Source organism: [Mannheimia] succiniciproducens MBEL55E, assembly GCF_000007745.1.
Lineage (GTDB): Bacteria > Pseudomonadota > Gammaproteobacteria > Enterobacterales > Pasteurellaceae > Basfia > Basfia succiniciproducens.
Genome location: NC_006300.1, coordinates 679,409 through 694,605, shown reverse-complemented (window position 1 = coordinate 694,605; position 15,197 = coordinate 679,409). Strand labels below are relative to the sequence as shown.

The 15,197-nt window shown below is 42.5% G+C and carries 13 protein-coding genes and 1 tRNA gene; 10 read left to right on the top strand and 4 right to left on the bottom strand.

Annotated elements, in window-relative coordinates:
- Positions 1 to 43: 43 nt before the first annotated feature.
- Positions 44 to 949 carry an NAD(+) kinase gene (locus tag MS_RS03445; protein ID WP_041640154.1) on the top strand — a complete coding sequence of 302 codons (906 nt, stop codon included), beginning with the start codon at positions 44 to 46 and terminating at the stop codon, positions 947 to 949.
- A 74-nt stretch (positions 950 to 1,023) separates the two neighbouring features.
- Positions 1,024 to 2,700 (top strand): DNA repair protein RecN, encoded by a 1,677-nt coding sequence (recN, locus tag MS_RS03440; protein ID WP_011199920.1) that lies wholly within the window; start codon positions 1,024 to 1,026, stop codon positions 2,698 to 2,700.
- A 147-nt stretch (positions 2,701 to 2,847) separates the two neighbouring features.
- On the opposite strand, the gene MS_RS03435 is transcribed toward recN, so the two are convergent.
- Entirely contained in the window at positions 2,848 to 3,465 is a 618-nt protein-coding gene (locus MS_RS03435) for an OmpW family outer membrane protein (RefSeq protein ID WP_011199919.1), read from the bottom strand.
- Positions 3,466 to 3,691: 226 nt separating this feature from the next.
- Here MS_RS03435 and MS_RS03430 point away from each other — a divergent pair, with 226 nt between their 5' ends.
- Genes MS_RS03430 through MS_RS03410 form a run of 5 tightly spaced genes read left to right on the top strand, consistent with a single transcriptional unit; the run spans position 3,692 to position 5,772 of the window.
- Complete coding sequence (locus MS_RS03430; RefSeq protein WP_011199918.1) at positions 3,692 to 3,931, top strand: hypothetical protein; 240 nt, start codon at positions 3,692 to 3,694, stop codon at positions 3,929 to 3,931.
- Positions 3,931 to 4,470, top strand: coding sequence for a hypothetical protein (locus tag MS_RS03425; protein WP_011199917.1), 540 nt, complete (start codon positions 3,931 to 3,933; stop codon positions 4,468 to 4,470). The genes MS_RS03430 and MS_RS03425 overlap by 1 nt, the downstream gene beginning before the upstream one ends.
- A 1-nt stretch (position 4,471) precedes the next feature.
- Positions 4,472 to 5,014 carry a septation protein A gene (locus MS_RS03420; RefSeq protein WP_011199916.1) on the top strand — a complete coding sequence of 181 codons (543 nt, stop codon included), beginning with the start codon at positions 4,472 to 4,474 and terminating at the stop codon, positions 5,012 to 5,014.
- An 8-nt stretch (positions 5,015 to 5,022) separates the two neighbouring features.
- A complete protein-coding gene (gene yciA, locus MS_RS03415) occupies positions 5,023 to 5,487 on the top strand; it encodes an acyl-CoA thioester hydrolase YciA (RefSeq protein WP_011199915.1) in 465 nt (154 codons plus the stop codon).
- Between the two features lie 3 nt (positions 5,488 to 5,490).
- A complete protein-coding gene (locus MS_RS03410; RefSeq protein ID WP_011199914.1) occupies positions 5,491 to 5,772 on the top strand; it encodes a YciI family protein in 282 nt (93 codons plus the stop codon).
- 165 nt (positions 5,773 to 5,937) lie between these two features.
- Here the strand turns inward: MS_RS03410 and der are convergent, their stop codons facing one another.
- The 3 genes from der to MS_RS03395 form a co-directional block, all read right to left on the bottom strand.
- Positions 5,938 to 7,461 carry a ribosome biogenesis GTPase Der gene (gene der, locus MS_RS03405; protein ID WP_011199913.1) on the bottom strand — a complete coding sequence of 508 codons (1,524 nt, stop codon included), beginning with the start codon at positions 7,459 to 7,461 and terminating at the stop codon, positions 5,938 to 5,940.
- A 252-nt stretch (positions 7,462 to 7,713) separates the two neighbouring features.
- Entirely contained in the window at positions 7,714 to 10,521 is a 2,808-nt protein-coding gene (gene fdhF / locus MS_RS03400; RefSeq protein ID WP_011199911.1) for a formate dehydrogenase subunit alpha, read from the bottom strand.
- Positions 10,518 to 12,356 carry an NAD(P)-binding protein gene (locus MS_RS03395; protein ID WP_011199910.1) on the bottom strand — a complete coding sequence of 613 codons (1,839 nt, stop codon included), beginning with the start codon at positions 12,354 to 12,356 and terminating at the stop codon, positions 10,518 to 10,520. The genes fdhF and MS_RS03395 overlap by 4 nt, the downstream gene beginning before the upstream one ends.
- A 248-nt stretch (positions 12,357 to 12,604) precedes the next feature.
- Here MS_RS03395 and MS_RS03390 point away from each other — a divergent pair, with 248 nt between their 5' ends.
- The 3 genes from MS_RS03390 (at position 12,605) to MS_RS03380 (ending at position 15,097) form a co-directional block, all read left to right on the top strand.
- Complete coding sequence (locus MS_RS03390; RefSeq protein ID WP_011199909.1) at positions 12,605 to 14,539, top strand: DNA topoisomerase III; 1,935 nt, start codon at positions 12,605 to 12,607, stop codon at positions 14,537 to 14,539.
- 113 nt (positions 14,540 to 14,652) lie between these two features.
- Positions 14,653 to 14,994 (top strand): preprotein translocase subunit SecG, encoded by a 342-nt coding sequence (gene secG / locus MS_RS03385; RefSeq protein ID WP_011199908.1) that lies wholly within the window; start codon positions 14,653 to 14,655, stop codon positions 14,992 to 14,994.
- Positions 14,995 to 15,011: 17 nt separating this feature from the next.
- Positions 15,012 to 15,097: transfer RNA gene (locus tag MS_RS03380), tRNA-Leu, on the top strand.
- The last annotated feature ends 100 nt before the right edge of the window (positions 15,098 to 15,197 follow it).

Sequence of the window (15,197 nt, the reverse complement as noted above, 5' to 3'; positions counted from 1 at the left end):
AAATTTTATTGATTCAAGTATTTATAAGAAGACTTCTATGGATATGTCACAGGATAGCGTTAAATCATTACAATCAACCTTTAAAACTGTTGGTGTCGTAGGTCGCCCGAGAAATGACAGCACATTGCAAATGCACAAAAATATTTTCCATTGGCTTTGTGAGCAAGGCTATCAGGTTTTAGTTGAAAACGAGATAGGAAAAGCCTTGAATCTTTCGGAAAATCATCTCGCTTCCTTAGATCAAATCGGTCAGCACGCCCAACTGGCTATAGTTATCGGTGGTGACGGCAATATGCTGAGCCATGCCCGCATCCTATGCAAATATAACACCCCTCTGATCGGTATTAACCGTGGTAATTTGGGTTTTTTAACGGATATTGATCCTAAAAACGCTTACGCACAATTAGAAGCCTGCTTAAACGGTGAGTTTTTTGTTGAAGAACGTTTTCTGTTAGAAGCGGTGGTTAAACGCCACGGTGAAACCGTAGCAAGAGGCAATGCTATTAATGAATTAGTTATTCACCCGGCAAAAATTGCCCACATGATTGATTTTCATGTATATATTGATGATAAATTTGCATTTTCACAACGTTCCGACGGTTTAATCGTCGCTACTCCCACAGGTTCGACCGCTTATTCGCTTTCTGCCGGCGGCCCGATTCTCACTCCGCAACTCAATGCCATCGCTCTGGTGCCGATGTTTCCTCATACGCTATCTTCACGCCCTTTAGTGGTTGACGGTAACAGCAAAATTTCCGTTAATTTTGCCGAATACAATATTCCGCAGCTGGAAATCAGTTGCGACAGCCAGTTGGCACTGGATATTTGTTGTAATGATGTGGTTCATATCCAAAAAAGCCCTTATAAACTGCGCTTACTTCATTTACATAATTATAATTATTACAATGTGTTAAGTTCAAAATTAGGCTGGCTGAAAAAATTATTTTAATTTTCTTTACATAATCTCTTTACTGTATAAAAAAACATAATTATACTGACAATTATACAGTTAAGGAGATTGCTATGCTGACTCAACTCACAATTAACAATTTTGCTATTGTTCGCCATTTAGATATTGAATTATCCGAAGGCATGTCCGTTATTACCGGTGAAACCGGCGCCGGCAAATCTATTGCAATAGACGCCCTGGGGCTTTGCCTGGGTCAACGCACTGAAGCGGCAATGCTGCGCGAAGGGCAGGAACGCGCCGAAGTTTGCGCGACATTCCAACTAAAAGCGGATAGTCCTGCCGCCCGCTGGTTAACGGATCATGAGTTGCAGGATCAGGATAATCCCGAAGAATGTATTTTACGCCGTTTGGTTAATCAGGACGGGCGCTCCAAAGCTTTTATCAATAATACGCCGGTATCCGCCTCTCAATTAAAAGAATTCGGGCAGTATCTTGTGCATATCAATGGTCAGCACGCTTCTCAATTGCTGTTGAAAAACGATTTTCAATTACAGGCGCTAGATAATTTTTGTGCCCATAACCATTTGCTTGAACAAATGAAAACGGATTATCTTAATTGGAAAGAACTGCAATCTCAGGTGAAAACCTTTAATCAGAAATGTGTCGAAAACGAAGCAAAAAAACAACTTCTGCAATATCAGGTAAATGAATTGAACGAGTTTAATTTGCGCCCGAACGAATATCAGGAATTAGAAGAAGAGCAACGCCGTTTATCCAATAGCGAGCAATTGACCCAACTTTCCCAATCCGTATTACAGATTCTAACTGAAAACGAGACCGTTAACGTTGACAGCCTGCTCTATCGCACGACTCAGCATTTAGAAGATTTAGCCGAATTAGACACCCGTTACGTTGACGCGCAGGCATTATTACAAGAAGCGCTAATTCAAGTACAGGAAGCGGCTTCCGAAATTCAGCATTTATCCGCCAATATTGAAGAGGACCCTCAGGTTTTACGGGAAATTGAGCAACGGATGAATCAGGCGGTACAACTCGCCCGAAAACATAACGTAAAACCGGAAGAATTAACTCAATTGCACAAACAATTAAAATTGGAACTCAACCAATTAGTGGATTTTTCCGAAAGTGAAAACGAATTGCTAGCTCAAGAACAACAGGCTTATGAAAAAATGTCGGCATCTGCAACAAAACTTCATCAAAGCCGCCGACAAGGTGCGGAAAAACTGGCTAAACAGGTAACAAAATCCGTCAAACAATTAGCAATGGAAAATGCGGAATTTTTCATTAATCTGACTGCAGATTACAGCAAAATTTCAGTAAACGGAGCGGATAATGTCATATTTAATCTGCAAAGCAACTTGGGTCAATCGCCGCAACCTTTAGCAAAAATTGCCTCAGGTGGCGAACTGTCCCGAATCGCATTGGCAATCCAAGTACTGACTTCGGATAAAACGGCGATCCCGACTTTAATTTTCGATGAAATTGATGTAGGAATCAGTGGTGCGACGGCAAGCGTAGTAGGCAAATTATTACGTAAGTTAGGTCATAGTTGTCAGGTCTTGTGCGTAACTCATTTACCTCAGGTTGCCTGCAACGGTCATCATCATTTTATGGTAGAAAAATCAACCGTTGAAGGCAAAACTGAAACAAAAATGACCGCACTTTCATCACAACAAAGAATCAAAGCCCTAGCCAAATTATTGGGCGGTCAACATATTACGGACTCGGTACTGGCCAATGCACAGGAAATGTTAGCATTGGTGAGCTAATGCTTTAAGCCATCCTCATTTAAAAAAGTAGCGATAAAATCTATTAAAAAAATAAGGGCAGTTAATTTGATAACTGCCCTGTTATTAACCAAGTTTATAATCGTAGGATAAATGTCCGACTCTTTATAATAAATCTTTGCTAACCCCTTAGAAACGGTAACCTACACCTAAGAAGAAAATCGTCGGATCGAGTGTAACTTTATTTTCCTGTGCAACGCCGCCTACTTTAAACGTCGCCTTACTCTTAATTTTTGCATAATACATTGCGGCATTTACGTAGAAATTATCCGTCACATTAATATCAAGCCCGATATTCGTGATTAAGCCCCAGGAATCTTTTAATTTAAGGTCGGTTACACCGTTTAATACTTCTTTTTCATCAAAGAACGTGGTGTAATTCACACCGGCACCAACATAAGGACGAACAGGCGAATTTTTATCCAAGAAATAATATTGAGCATATAAACTCGGCGGCAAATGCTTTGTTTTACCCACTAAAGTATTACCCAATTTAATTTCGTGACTAAAAGGTGTTGCCGCCAATAATTCCACACCGATATTATCGGTCACCATATAAGTTGCCGTTAACCCCAATTGCGCATTGGAATTCACATCTAATCCGCTCCATGCCGGATTTGAATTCTCTACATCAGGAACAACTAATGCTCCCCCCGCGCGGATTAGCACATCACCGGCACTATGCGCCATCACCGTACCGCTTATTAATGCAACTGAAATTCCTAGAACTAATGCTAATTTTTTCATAATGGTATCCTTAAAACATAAAAAACTTAAAAAAAATGTGCCTATTTAAGACAAAATGAATATACCAATAATAGGTTAGAAATAATGTGATCAGTATCAAAATTTATAAAATTTATTTATTTTATTTAATTTGATATTAATCAAAATTCACTATTTTTATGAAATTAGCAGCAAAATAGGTATAATGCTAATTCTCATTTATATTCGGAAACTGATAGGTTCATAAATGACAATTAATTTTCAACAAATTTTGCAGGATAGTTGGAATTTCATCAGAAACCAACGGAAATTTACGCTGATGCTGACGCTTACTTTTTGTCTGGTGACACTGATACTGAATATTTTCGGTTCATCACTGTTTCAATCAGTCACAGAAACGGCTATCAACGAACCTATTGATAAAAATGAACTTTCGACTATGATGCAGCGCGTACAAAAAGCGGTAACTTTTTATTATTATATGTAGTGAACCAGTTCATTACTCTATTGCTTTCTACCTGGGGAATTTTAAGCATTCACCAAATCAGCCGGCGCCAGTCCGTCGATTACATGCAAACGGCGAAATCAACATTAGGGTTAATTTTCGGAGTAATTATTCTGAATATTCTGATTGCCTTACCGTTAATGGGCGGTTTAATCAATATTATTCCGGCGGCAATTAATCCGGCGGCCGCTTCAGCCGGCATTATCGGATTCGCATTGATGATTTTCGGCGTCTATGTCTATGTGCGCCTTTGTCTTGCGCCTATCCACTATACCGTCAGCAAAACAAATATTTTTGCCTCGCTTCAACAAACCTGGCAACTGGGAAATAAACGTACAAGTACATTATTTTTATACTGCTTGCTCGTTTATTTTATCGTACCCTTTATTGCACAACAGGTTGCTTTTTTAGCGAATAATACGTTTCTGAATATCATTACAACCTTGATAATTTCATTTTTAAGCGTATTTACTTTAGTAGTGACTTACCGCTTCTATATTTTATTTACCCAAAAGGCATAATATGAAACAACTTCTTGAATTCATTCCTTTAATTCTCTTTTTTGTAGTTTATAAATTAGCCGGCATCCGGGAGGCTGCGATCGCGTTAATCATTGCGACAATCTTCCAAATGCTCATATTAAAATTAAAATACGGCAAAATTGAAAAACAGCAAATCATCATGGGAATCGCCGTTGTTTTCTTTGGTACGTTAACGGCATATTTTAATAAAGTGGAATATCTGCAATGGAAAGTCACTATTGTATATGCGCTATTTGCATTGATTCTTTTAATCAGTCAATACGGCTTTAAAAAACCGCTTATAGAAAAATTACTCGGCAAAGAAATTCAGTTGCCGGAAAAAATATGGAATAAGTTAAACTTAGCTTGGGCGGGCTTTTTTATTCTTTGTATGTTAATTAATATCTACATCAGCCAATATTGTTCGGAAGAAGTTTGGGTGGATTTCAAATCCTTCGGCATTATCGCTATGACATTTATTGCAACCTTATTCACCGGCATTTATGTTTACCGCTATTTGCCGAAAGACGATCAAAATAAATAGGTTTTACCATGACTGACAAAACTAACATAATAAGAGAACCCGAAGGTTCATTGATTCTGCGCACATTAGCTATGCCTTCCGACACCAATGCCAACGGCGATATATTCGGCGGCTGGATTATGTCACAAATGGATATGGGCGGTGCTATTTTAGCCAAAGAAATAGGTAAAGGCAGAGTGGTCACGGTTTGCGTAGATAAAATGACGTTCCTACGCCCTATTTCCGTGGGGGATGTAGTTTGTTGCTATGGTAAATTAGTGAAAATCGGGCGCTCTTCCATGCAAGTCAAGGTGGAAGTTTGGATCAAAAAAGTTTACGATGGCGTTCGTGATCGTCATTGCGTAACCGAAGCGCTTTTTACTTATGTCGCTATTGATAAAGAGGGTAAACCGAGAGCCGTACCGCGAGAAGACAATCCCGAATTGGAACAGGCTTTAGCATTACTCAACAACCACACTACAGAGGAAAACTAAATGATGTACTACGTTATTTTTGCACAAGATAAACCAAACACACTTGAAAAACGTCTGGAAGTTCGCCCGCAACATTTAGCCCGTTTAGAACAATTAAAAACGGAAGGCCGTTTGCTCACCGCCGGTCCGAATCCCAGCGAAGACGGCAAAAGCGTAACAGGTTCCACCGTTATCGCTCAATTCGACTCATTAGCCGAGGCTCAAGCCTGGGCACAACAAGATCCTTATGTTGATGCCGGCGTTTATGGCGAGGTTATCATTAAACCTTTTAACAAAGTGTTCTAGTTTCTATTCATCATTATTCAGAAAAAGAAAATCCCCATTAGCGATTACCGCTCAATGGGGATTTTTTATATCAGATTCTTTTATTCGTATAGTCTTTCAATTAGATTATGGCTTCATTTTTCCCTTTATAAAAATTCTTAAATTTCGACCGCACTTTTAAAACAACTAACGTTTTGATTTCTTAATGAATTTCATTAAACGTTTACGTTTACGCAACTGGTTCGGCGTTAATTTATTACGTTTACCGGCAAACGGGTTACTGCCTTCCTGGAATTGCAAACGAATCGGCGAGCCGACAATTTTTAAACTGCGACGGTAATAATTCGATAAATAACGTTTATAACTATCCGGCAATTTATCAATTTTGTTACCGTGAATCACGATAATCGGCGGGTTATAGCCGCCCGGGTGAGCAAACTTCAATTTAATCCGGCGACCGTTTATCATAGGCGGTTGATGTTCATCCGTTGCCATTTGCAATAAACGGGTTAACATTGAGGTAGTCATTTTCTTGGTTGCACAGGCATAAGCTTCCTGCACGGAATCAAATAAATTCCCCACTCCGCTGCCATGTAAGGCGGAAATAAAATGGACGCGGGCAAAATCAATAAAATCCAGACGGCGATCCAGCTCGGATTTTACTTGGTCTTTTGTATATTGACTCAATCCGTCCCACTTATTTACCACGATAACCAAAGAACGACCGGCATTCAGAATGAAGCCAAGCAACGATAAATCCTGATCCGAAATACCTTCGCGGGCATCAACGGTTAATAACACCACATTGGCATCCTGAATGGCTTGCAATGTTTTAATAACGGAGAATTTTTCAACGGACAAATGTACTTTCCCGCGTTTGCGCACGCCGGCGGTATCAATAATGGTATATTGCTGACCGTCGCGCTCCATCGGAATATACACGCTGTCGCGGGTTGTGCCCGGCAAATCATAAACCACTACGCGATCTTCGCCTAAAATACGGTTTGTCAGCGTAGATTTACCCACATTCGGACGACCGACAATAGCAATTTTTATATTCTTATTTTCAGGTTCTTCATTTTCTTCTGCGAGAGCCTCATCCAAAAGTTCGGCATCTTCTTCCGAATTAAAGTCAAACTCATGTTCCCATTCGTCTTTTTCCTGTTCGGAATTTTCATCATTTTCGACCGCACTTTCATCCGTCTTCATTTTTTCAGCTAACGGCGCCAGCACGTCTTCCATTAACTGAGTTACGCCACGGCCCTGCGACGCCGCAATTTGCGCTATTTCACCCAACCCTAACTGATAAAACTCGGCGCAATGAGAATCCGCATCAATACCGTCGGTTTTATTTGCCACCACAACGGTAATCTTATTCTGACGCTGACGTAAATATTGCGCGATACCTATATCCGCAGGCGTTAATCCGGCACGGGCATCAACCAAAAAAAGCACCACATCCGCTTCTTCAATGGCAAGTAACGATTGTTCCGCCATTTTTTCCTCAACGCCTTCTTCCGTACCGTCAATACCGCCGGTATCGATCACAATAAAATCATAACCGGAAATATTAGCATGACCGTATTTTCGGTCGCGGGTTAACCCCGGAAAGTCCGCCACCAATGCATCGCGAGTACGAGTTAAGCGGTTAAATAATGTTGATTTACCTACATTCGGACGACCAACAAGGGCAACAACAGGAGTTGTCATAGAAACCTCTAATAATAAAAAGAATGTGTAAATAAGGTCTGTTTATCTTTTATAAACAGACTTTATACACGAAAATGGCATGCATTATAGCTGATTTTCCACAAGATGAAAAATACAAAGGAAGAAACATAAAAGTGCGGTCAAAAAACGGGAATTTTCAACAAAAAACCTGAAAATAAAAGAAGATCAAACTCAATCCGGCCAAAGCCCTCATGAAATCTGATCTTCCTTGTTTTACTTGCTATTCAGGTGTTATCTGACCAACTTGGCAATGGATTTATCCATTTTTTTACGCCATTGTGCCGCCACCATTTTTTGCGTGATATATTTACCTTTCATATTAAAAGCTTCGTCTTCAGGCAGCTTTTCTATGCGACAAGCACAAACTTTATATTCCGGAATCCGGGCAAACTGATCCAATGCCGCATTTGTCAGCCAGTTACAGTTACCGTCGGCAAAATGGAACGGCATCCAAGTTTCACCTTCATTAGTTTTATCCGAAACCCGCGCTTCCGTTGTAATAGTGCCGCGGCGGGAAGTCACTCTTACCCGTTCACCGTTTTCAATATTTAAACGTTTCGCATCGGCGCTATTAATTTCAATAAACGAATGCCCCGCAATTTCCATTAGCCCTTCAGTGCGACCAGTCATCGCTCTGGTGTTGTAATGATATAAAATGCGTCCGGTAGTCAGCATCATCGGATATTGCGCATCAGGCAATTCCTTCGCCGGCGTATAAACGGTCGGATAGAATAAACCTAATCCGCGCGCAAATTTACCGACGTGCATAATCGGCGTACCCGGGTGATATTGATCCGTACAAGGCCATTGCAGAGACTGAGTCGGTTCTTTTTCCAACCGTTCATAACTAATACCGCGGAAAGACGGCGTGACCGACGCCATTTCGTCAAAAATTTCCGAGGCGGTTAAATTCGGTTGGTTATAGCCCATACGGCGCATTAATTCGCAGATAATGTCCGTATCAAGACGGCTGTTGCCAGGTAATGTGATAGCTTTGCGTACCCGCTGCACACGGCGTTCCGTATTCGAAAAAGTACCGTCTTTTTCGGCATAAGAACGACCCGGCAACACCACATCGGCAAGTAATGCGGTTTCCGTCATAAATAGTTCCTGCACCACTAAGAAATCCAAAGATTTCAATGCATTAATCACATGATTTGTATCCGGATCAGTCACTACCGGATCTTCACCGCAAATATATAAGCCTTTAATTTTACCTTTAATTGCGGCAGGGAATACATCCGTTGCATGTAAACCGATATGTGCCGGTAATTTAACGCCCCATGCTTTTTCAAATTTCGCACGGATTTCCGGATCTTTAACCGATTGATAGCCGGGATACTGATTCGGTGAGGCACCCATATCGCAGGCTCCCTGCACGTTATTCTGACCGCGCAACGGATTCACACCGCAGCCTTCGCGACCGATTTTACCCACCATCATCGCCATATTAGACATGGACATTACACCTTCCGTACCGGTGGAATGCTCCGTGACGCCTAAACAATAAATGATCGGCGCTTTTTTCGCCGTCGCGTAAATTCTTGCCGCCGCCCGTAAATCGTCGGCATCAATACCACAGATTTCCGCTACATATTCCGGCGTATAATCTTTGACGATCTTTTTCAATTCTTTAAAGCCTTCCGTATGTTCGGCAATAAATTTTTCGTCAATCAAGCCTTCCTTGATAAAGATGTGACACATACCGTTAGCAAAGGCGATATTTGTTCCCGGACGTAATTTTAAATGAATATCCGCTTGTTTGGTTAAACCGATGTCACGCGGGTCCACAACAATTAATTTGGTTCCATTGCGCACCGCTTCACGAATCTGCATACCGATAACCGGGTGTGCTTCTTCCGGATTTGAACCGACCAATAAAATAGCATCGACGTCATGAGTGATGTCATAAATCGGGTTGGTCATGGCTCCCGAACCTAAGGTTCTTGCCAGCCCTTCGACGGAAGCGGAATGGCAAACCCGGGCACAGTTGTCGGTATTATTGGTGCCAAAACAGGTACGTACCATTTTTTGTACCATATAAATATCTTCATTCGGTGATCTCGAACAGGCGAATCCGGCCAATGAATCACCGCCGTATTGGCGTTTTAAGGTCATAAATTTCGACGCCACAAGATCCAAGGCTTCATCCCAGCTTGCTTTTCTGAATTTACCCGTTGCTCGGTCTTTAATTAACGGATCCGTTAAGCGATCGCCAGACATTACGAATTTATAAGAACCGAACCGCCCTTTCACGCATAATCTTCCGCCGTTAGACGGGCCGTCTACCCCTTCTGCACCCACTAATTTATTATCTTTCACTAATAAATCGTATTGGCAGCCTACCGCACAATGCGGACAGGTGGTTCGAACGCGTTGGATCTCCCAACTGCGGTAAGATTTTGCTTCTTTTTTATAAATTGCGCCGGTCGGGCAGGCTTCCGCACAGTTACCGCAGGATTCGCAGGTGGTTTCTTTCCAATCTTTACCGAACGGCGTTTCTATGGCGCGGAATATCCCTCTCGAGGCCAGTTTAATGGAGCTGCAACCGCTGACATTAGCACAGGTATTGATACAGCGCTGACAATGAATACACAGATCAGGGCGATAGCCCAAGAACGGATTATCTTCCACGTGCGGCACTTCAATACCCGGCAAACGGAAATTAGGAAAACTGGACTCGCTGATTCCGCATTGATGGGCAACATTTTGCAATTCACAGGCCCCGTTTGACGGACAAGAGAAACAAATTAAATTGTGGTGGGATAAAATTAAATCCAGCGCCATACGACGAGACTTGACCACTTTATCCGTTTGCGTACGGATAACCATACCCTCCTGAGCAAGCGTGTTGCAAGAAGTCGGCAATTTCTCGAAACCTTCAACTTCCACCACGCAAACCCGACAGGATCCGATATCGCTGACATCTTTTAAATAACACAGGGTAGGAATATTAATACCTACGGATTTTGCCGCTTCAAGAATGGTTGTTCCTTCGTCAACCCGAACATCGAATCCGTCAATTTTTAAATTAATCATAGGTCACGTCCTCCCTGTAATACACCGCAGCCAAAATGATCGCAACGTAAACAACGTTCCGCTTCTTGCATTGCTTCTTCATAAGTATATGGATTTTCTACATGTTCAAAGTCACATTTACGGATATAAGCCGGCCGTTCCGTGGTGTTGGCTCGCCCCACCTGAATACGAACGTTTTCTTTTGGCGGCGGCGCTTTGGTCTCGCAGGGAAATTCATGATGATAACCAAGATATTCGTCAATGTTATGAGCGGCGACTTTACCGGCGGCAATCGCCTTAATCGCCGTTGCCGGACCCGTTGCACAGTCACCGCCGACAAAAACTCCGTCCATATCCGGTACCGCGGTAGTTAAATCAGCCTGGAATATGCCGCGATTTGCCGGCATACCGAATTCTTCAAACGGCAAACTAATAATGTCCTGCCCTACGGCTATTAAAATCACATCACAGCCGATGGTAAACGGCGGTTTTTTCACCGCTACCGGACTTGGACGACCGCCATGATCATAAGGACCGGTCATTTGCGGCTGAACGGTTAAACCGGTACAGTTGCCCTGCTCATCTTTTTCGATTGCGACAGGTGCGGCTAAGGTAATCAGTTCAATACCTTCCATGATTGCCGCTTCAATTTCCGCATGTAATGCAGTCATATCATCCTGACGACGGCGATAAACAATACGTACGTCTTTAGCTTTGCAACGCACCGCTGAACGTGCGGCATCCATCGCCACGTTTCCGCCGCCGATAACCACTACGACTTTATCCGTATAATCAGGGATTTTTCCGTTGCCGATATCATCCAGCATTTCTACCGCGGAAAACACATTATTGGCTTCCGAGCCTTTAATACGTAAAGTTTTGCCTTTTTGTGCACCTATTCCTACAAACATTGCATCATGGCTGTTATAAATATCTTCAATTGCAATATCGTCGCCTACCATCACGCCGTATTTCACCTCAATACGACCGGCGGAAAGAATGGCGTTAAGGTCCTGATCCAAACGGTCTTTCGGGAAACGATAATTAGGAATACCGTAACGCAACATACCACCTAGCGCTTTTTGACGTTCATAAATAGTGACTCTATGGCCCATTTGTGCCAAGAAATAGGCACAGGTTAAGCCCGCCGGTCCGCCGCCGATTACGGCGACCTTTTTGCCGGTATCAGGCAATGCCTGCGGCACCTTGACAACATCGGCGGCAACCTGATCCACCGCATATTTTTTCAAACCGCGAATATTAATGGCATCATCAATCAAACGACGGCGGCAACGCTCTTCGCAAGGATGCTCGCAAACCAACCCGCAAGCCGTCGGCAGCGGATTATCTTTACGGATTAAATTAATCGCCTCGGCATAATTACCGTCACCGATATGGGCGATATAACCCGGAATATCCACATGAGCCGGACACATATTGATACAAGGAATGCGTTGTCCTATAACTTTTTGACAGGATTTATTATGAATATGGCTTTCATATTCTTCTTTAAATTCTTCAATGCTGTCCAAAATTTCAATAGCCGGTTGATAACCGATAGCGCAATCAGAACCGTCGCGAATCATTTCGGCCAGCTCGCGGATTTGACGCATGGTCGAATCGTCGCCTTCGCCCGCTAAAATATCACGCAATAAAAACGATAAATGCGGAATACCGTCGCGACAAGGCACGCATTTACCGCAGGTCTGGCTCATTGATGAACGTAATGAAGCATATTGCACTACTAAAGGACAGGTACCGGGTGGAAAACTTCTGACTTTATTGACAAATTTATCAACCAATTCGCCAATTTTGACATCATAGTTATCTGCCGGCGCAAGAAAGAATTTTGCCATAACAAATCACTCCAAATGTATTTAGGGTATGTTTATCTTTTATAAACATACCCCTAACGTAAAACGATCAAAAAGCTAATAAAAAATAAACGAATCATCTATATCATGAAAACTTTCTCGCTGTAAATATCCGCAAGAAAAATATGCTTTTGTCTTGATCAATATCAGAAAAATTTATGCGTCTTTGAATAGCGACAAAAGTGCGGTAAAATCCGCCGCACTTTTATCATCATGAGATTTCTTCTTTTATGCGATTATTTGTAGCGGAAAAACCCAGCCTTGCCCGAGCGATAGCAGATGTTTTGCCTAAGCCCCATCAGCGTGGCGACGGTTTTATCAAATGCGGGAAAAATGATTGCGTAACCTGGTGTGTCGGGCATTTATTGGAACAAGCGGAACCCGACGCATACAATCCCATGTTTAAACAATGGCGTTTGGAACATTTGCCCATTGTGCCTAAAAAATGGCGGCTCATTCCCCGCAAAGAAGTAGCGAAACAGTTAAAAACCGTTGAAAATCTGATTCATCAGGCGGATCAACTGGTCAATGCGGGCGACCCGGACAGAGAAGGGCAATTACTGGTTGACGAAGTATTTAATTATGCCAATCTCAGCACAGATAAACGTAACGCCATTCAGCGTTGTCTGGTTAGTGATTTGAATCCGGCTGCGGTGGAAAAAGCGGTAAAAAAATTACAGCCGAATACGAATTTTATCCCGCTTGCCACCTCCGCCCTTGCCCGCGCCAGAGCGGATTGGCTCTATGGCATTAATATGACGCGCGCTTACACAATTCGCGGTCGCCAAGCAGGTTACAACGGTGTACTTTCGGTAGGGCGAGTTCAAACGCCCGTGTTGGGGCTTATTGTGCGCCGTGATTTGGAAATCGAAAATTTTCAGCCGAAAGATTTCTTCGAGGTATTAGCCCATATTCAAACGGAAGACGAAACTCCGCAAAAATTCACCGCACTTTGGCAACCAAGCAAAGCCTGCGAAGACTATCAGGATGATGACGGTCGAGTACTTTCCCTCGGCTTAGCCGAAAACGTTGTAAAACGGATTACCGGGCAACCTGCCGAAGTCACCGAATATACGGACAAACGCGAAAAAGAAACCGCACCGTTGCCCTATTCGCTTTCCGCCTTGCAAATTGATGCGGCGAAGCGTTTTGCCATGTCGGCGCAAGATGTGCTCGATACCTGTCAGCGTTTATATGAAACCCACAAATTAATTACCTACCCGCGTTCCGACTGCCGCTATTTACCGAATGAGCATTTTGCCGAGCGAATGCCGGTATTGAATGCGATATCAACGCATTGTAAAGAATATCAACCTTTGCCTGAAGTACTGAATACAGAGCAAAAAAATCGTTGTTGGAATGATAAAAAAGTAGAAGCCCACCATGCGATCATCCCTACGGCAAAAAATCGCCCGGTAAATCTAAATTCGCAAGAACTGAATATCTATACGTTAATCGCACGTCAATATCTCATGCAGTTTTGTCCCGATGCGGAATACCGTAAAAGTAAAATCAGCCTAAAAATTGCCGGCGGCAATTTCGTCGCTCAGGCGCGCAATTTACAGATTGCAGGTTGGAAAGAATTATTAGGCAAAGAAGATGAAAACGAACAACTTGAGCCGTCGCTTCCGATAGTCAAAAAAGGACAGCAACTATTTTGTGAAAAAGGCGAAGTCATCAGTAAAAAAACGCAACCGCCTAAACCTTTTACCGATGTGACATTGTTATCGGCAATGACGGGTATTGCGCGTTTCGTACAAGATAAAGAACTTAAAAAAATCTTACGAGAAACCGACGGATTGGGCACGGAAGCAACCCGGGCGGGTATCATCGAATTATTATTCAAACGGGGATTTCTTTATAAAAAAGGACGCAACATTCATAGCTCCGAAGCCGGAAGAATTTTAATTCAGGCATTGCCCGACATGGCAACCCAGCCGGATATGACGGCGCAATGGGAAGCACAACTTGACGGCATCAGCCGCAAACAGGCGAGCTATCAACAATTTATGGCGACACTGACCGAACTTTTGCCCGAATTAGTGCAATTTGTAAATTTTTCCGCCTTACGAAAATTAAGCGCCGTAGCGAACAATCCTAAGCCGAAAAACTTTAAAAAGAAGGCCAAAATCGCGCAATCGACAGAAACAAAAAAAGAAGTCTAAATTTAAAGCAATTAATCCGGATTTAGATAAAATCACTTGCGAGATTTTTGAAAATCCGCTAGTATTTGCACGTTTTATTTTATTGCATATAGCAAAGAAGAGAAAAGTTTATAATGTATCAAGTTCTGTTAATCGTATATCTATTAGTTTCAATTGCTTTGATCGGTTTTATCCTTGTTCAGCAAGGTAAAGGCGCGGATGCGGGCGCATCATTCGGTGGCGGCGCATCAGGTACGGTATTCGGTTCAGCCGGTTCTGCAAACTTTTTATCTCGTACGACCGCAATTTTAGCCACGATTTTCTTTGTGATAAGCCTTGTGATTGGCAATATTAACTCTCACAAAAACAATGTACAACAAGGTACGTTTGACGACTTATCTCAGGCTGCCGAACAAATTCAACAAAAAACCGTACCGGCGCCGGTAGAAAATAAAAACGCGGATATTCCTCAATAAAAAATAAATTTTAAAATGCTCTGGTGGTGGAATTGGTAGACACGCCATCTTGAGGGGGTGGTGACCGTAGGTCGTGCGAGTTCAAGTCTCGCCCAGAGCACCAAAACCGGAAAGACAGCTTAAAATGCTGTCTTTTTATTATAAGTTTTCAGGCATTAATAACCACCAGAACATTAGTAAACCGTTGATCCCGAATATAGCCA

Bases quoted from the DNA above. Each gene is read 5' to 3' on its own strand.
- MS_RS03445 (WP_041640154.1), top strand. From the start codon at position 44: ATGTCACAGGATAGCGTTAAATCATTACAATCAACCTTTAAAACTGTT.
- recN (WP_011199920.1), top strand. From the start codon at position 1,024: ATGCTGACTCAACTCACAATTAACAATTTTGCTATTGTTCGCCATTTA.
- MS_RS03435 (WP_011199919.1), bottom strand. From the start codon at position 3,465: ATGAAAAAATTAGCATTAGTTCTAGGAATTTCAGTTGCATTAATAAGC.
- MS_RS03430 (WP_011199918.1), top strand. From the start codon at position 3,692: ATGACAATTAATTTTCAACAAATTTTGCAGGATAGTTGGAATTTCATC.
- MS_RS03420 (WP_011199916.1), top strand. From the start codon at position 4,472: ATGAAACAACTTCTTGAATTCATTCCTTTAATTCTCTTTTTTGTAGTT.
- yciA (WP_011199915.1), top strand. From the start codon at position 5,023: ATGACTGACAAAACTAACATAATAAGAGAACCCGAAGGTTCATTGATT.
- MS_RS03410 (WP_011199914.1), top strand. From the start codon at position 5,491: ATGTACTACGTTATTTTTGCACAAGATAAACCAAACACACTTGAAAAA.
- der (WP_011199913.1), bottom strand. From the start codon at position 7,461: ATGACAACTCCTGTTGTTGCCCTTGTTGGTCGTCCGAATGTAGGTAAA.
- fdhF (WP_011199911.1), bottom strand. From the start codon at position 10,521: ATGATTAATTTAAAAATTGACGGATTCGATGTTCGGGTTGACGAAGGA.
- MS_RS03395 (WP_011199910.1), bottom strand. From the start codon at position 12,356: ATGGCAAAATTCTTTCTTGCGCCGGCAGATAACTATGATGTCAAAATT.
- MS_RS03390 (WP_011199909.1), top strand. From the start codon at position 12,605: ATGCGATTATTTGTAGCGGAAAAACCCAGCCTTGCCCGAGCGATAGCA.
- secG (WP_011199908.1), top strand. From the start codon at position 14,653: ATGTATCAAGTTCTGTTAATCGTATATCTATTAGTTTCAATTGCTTTG.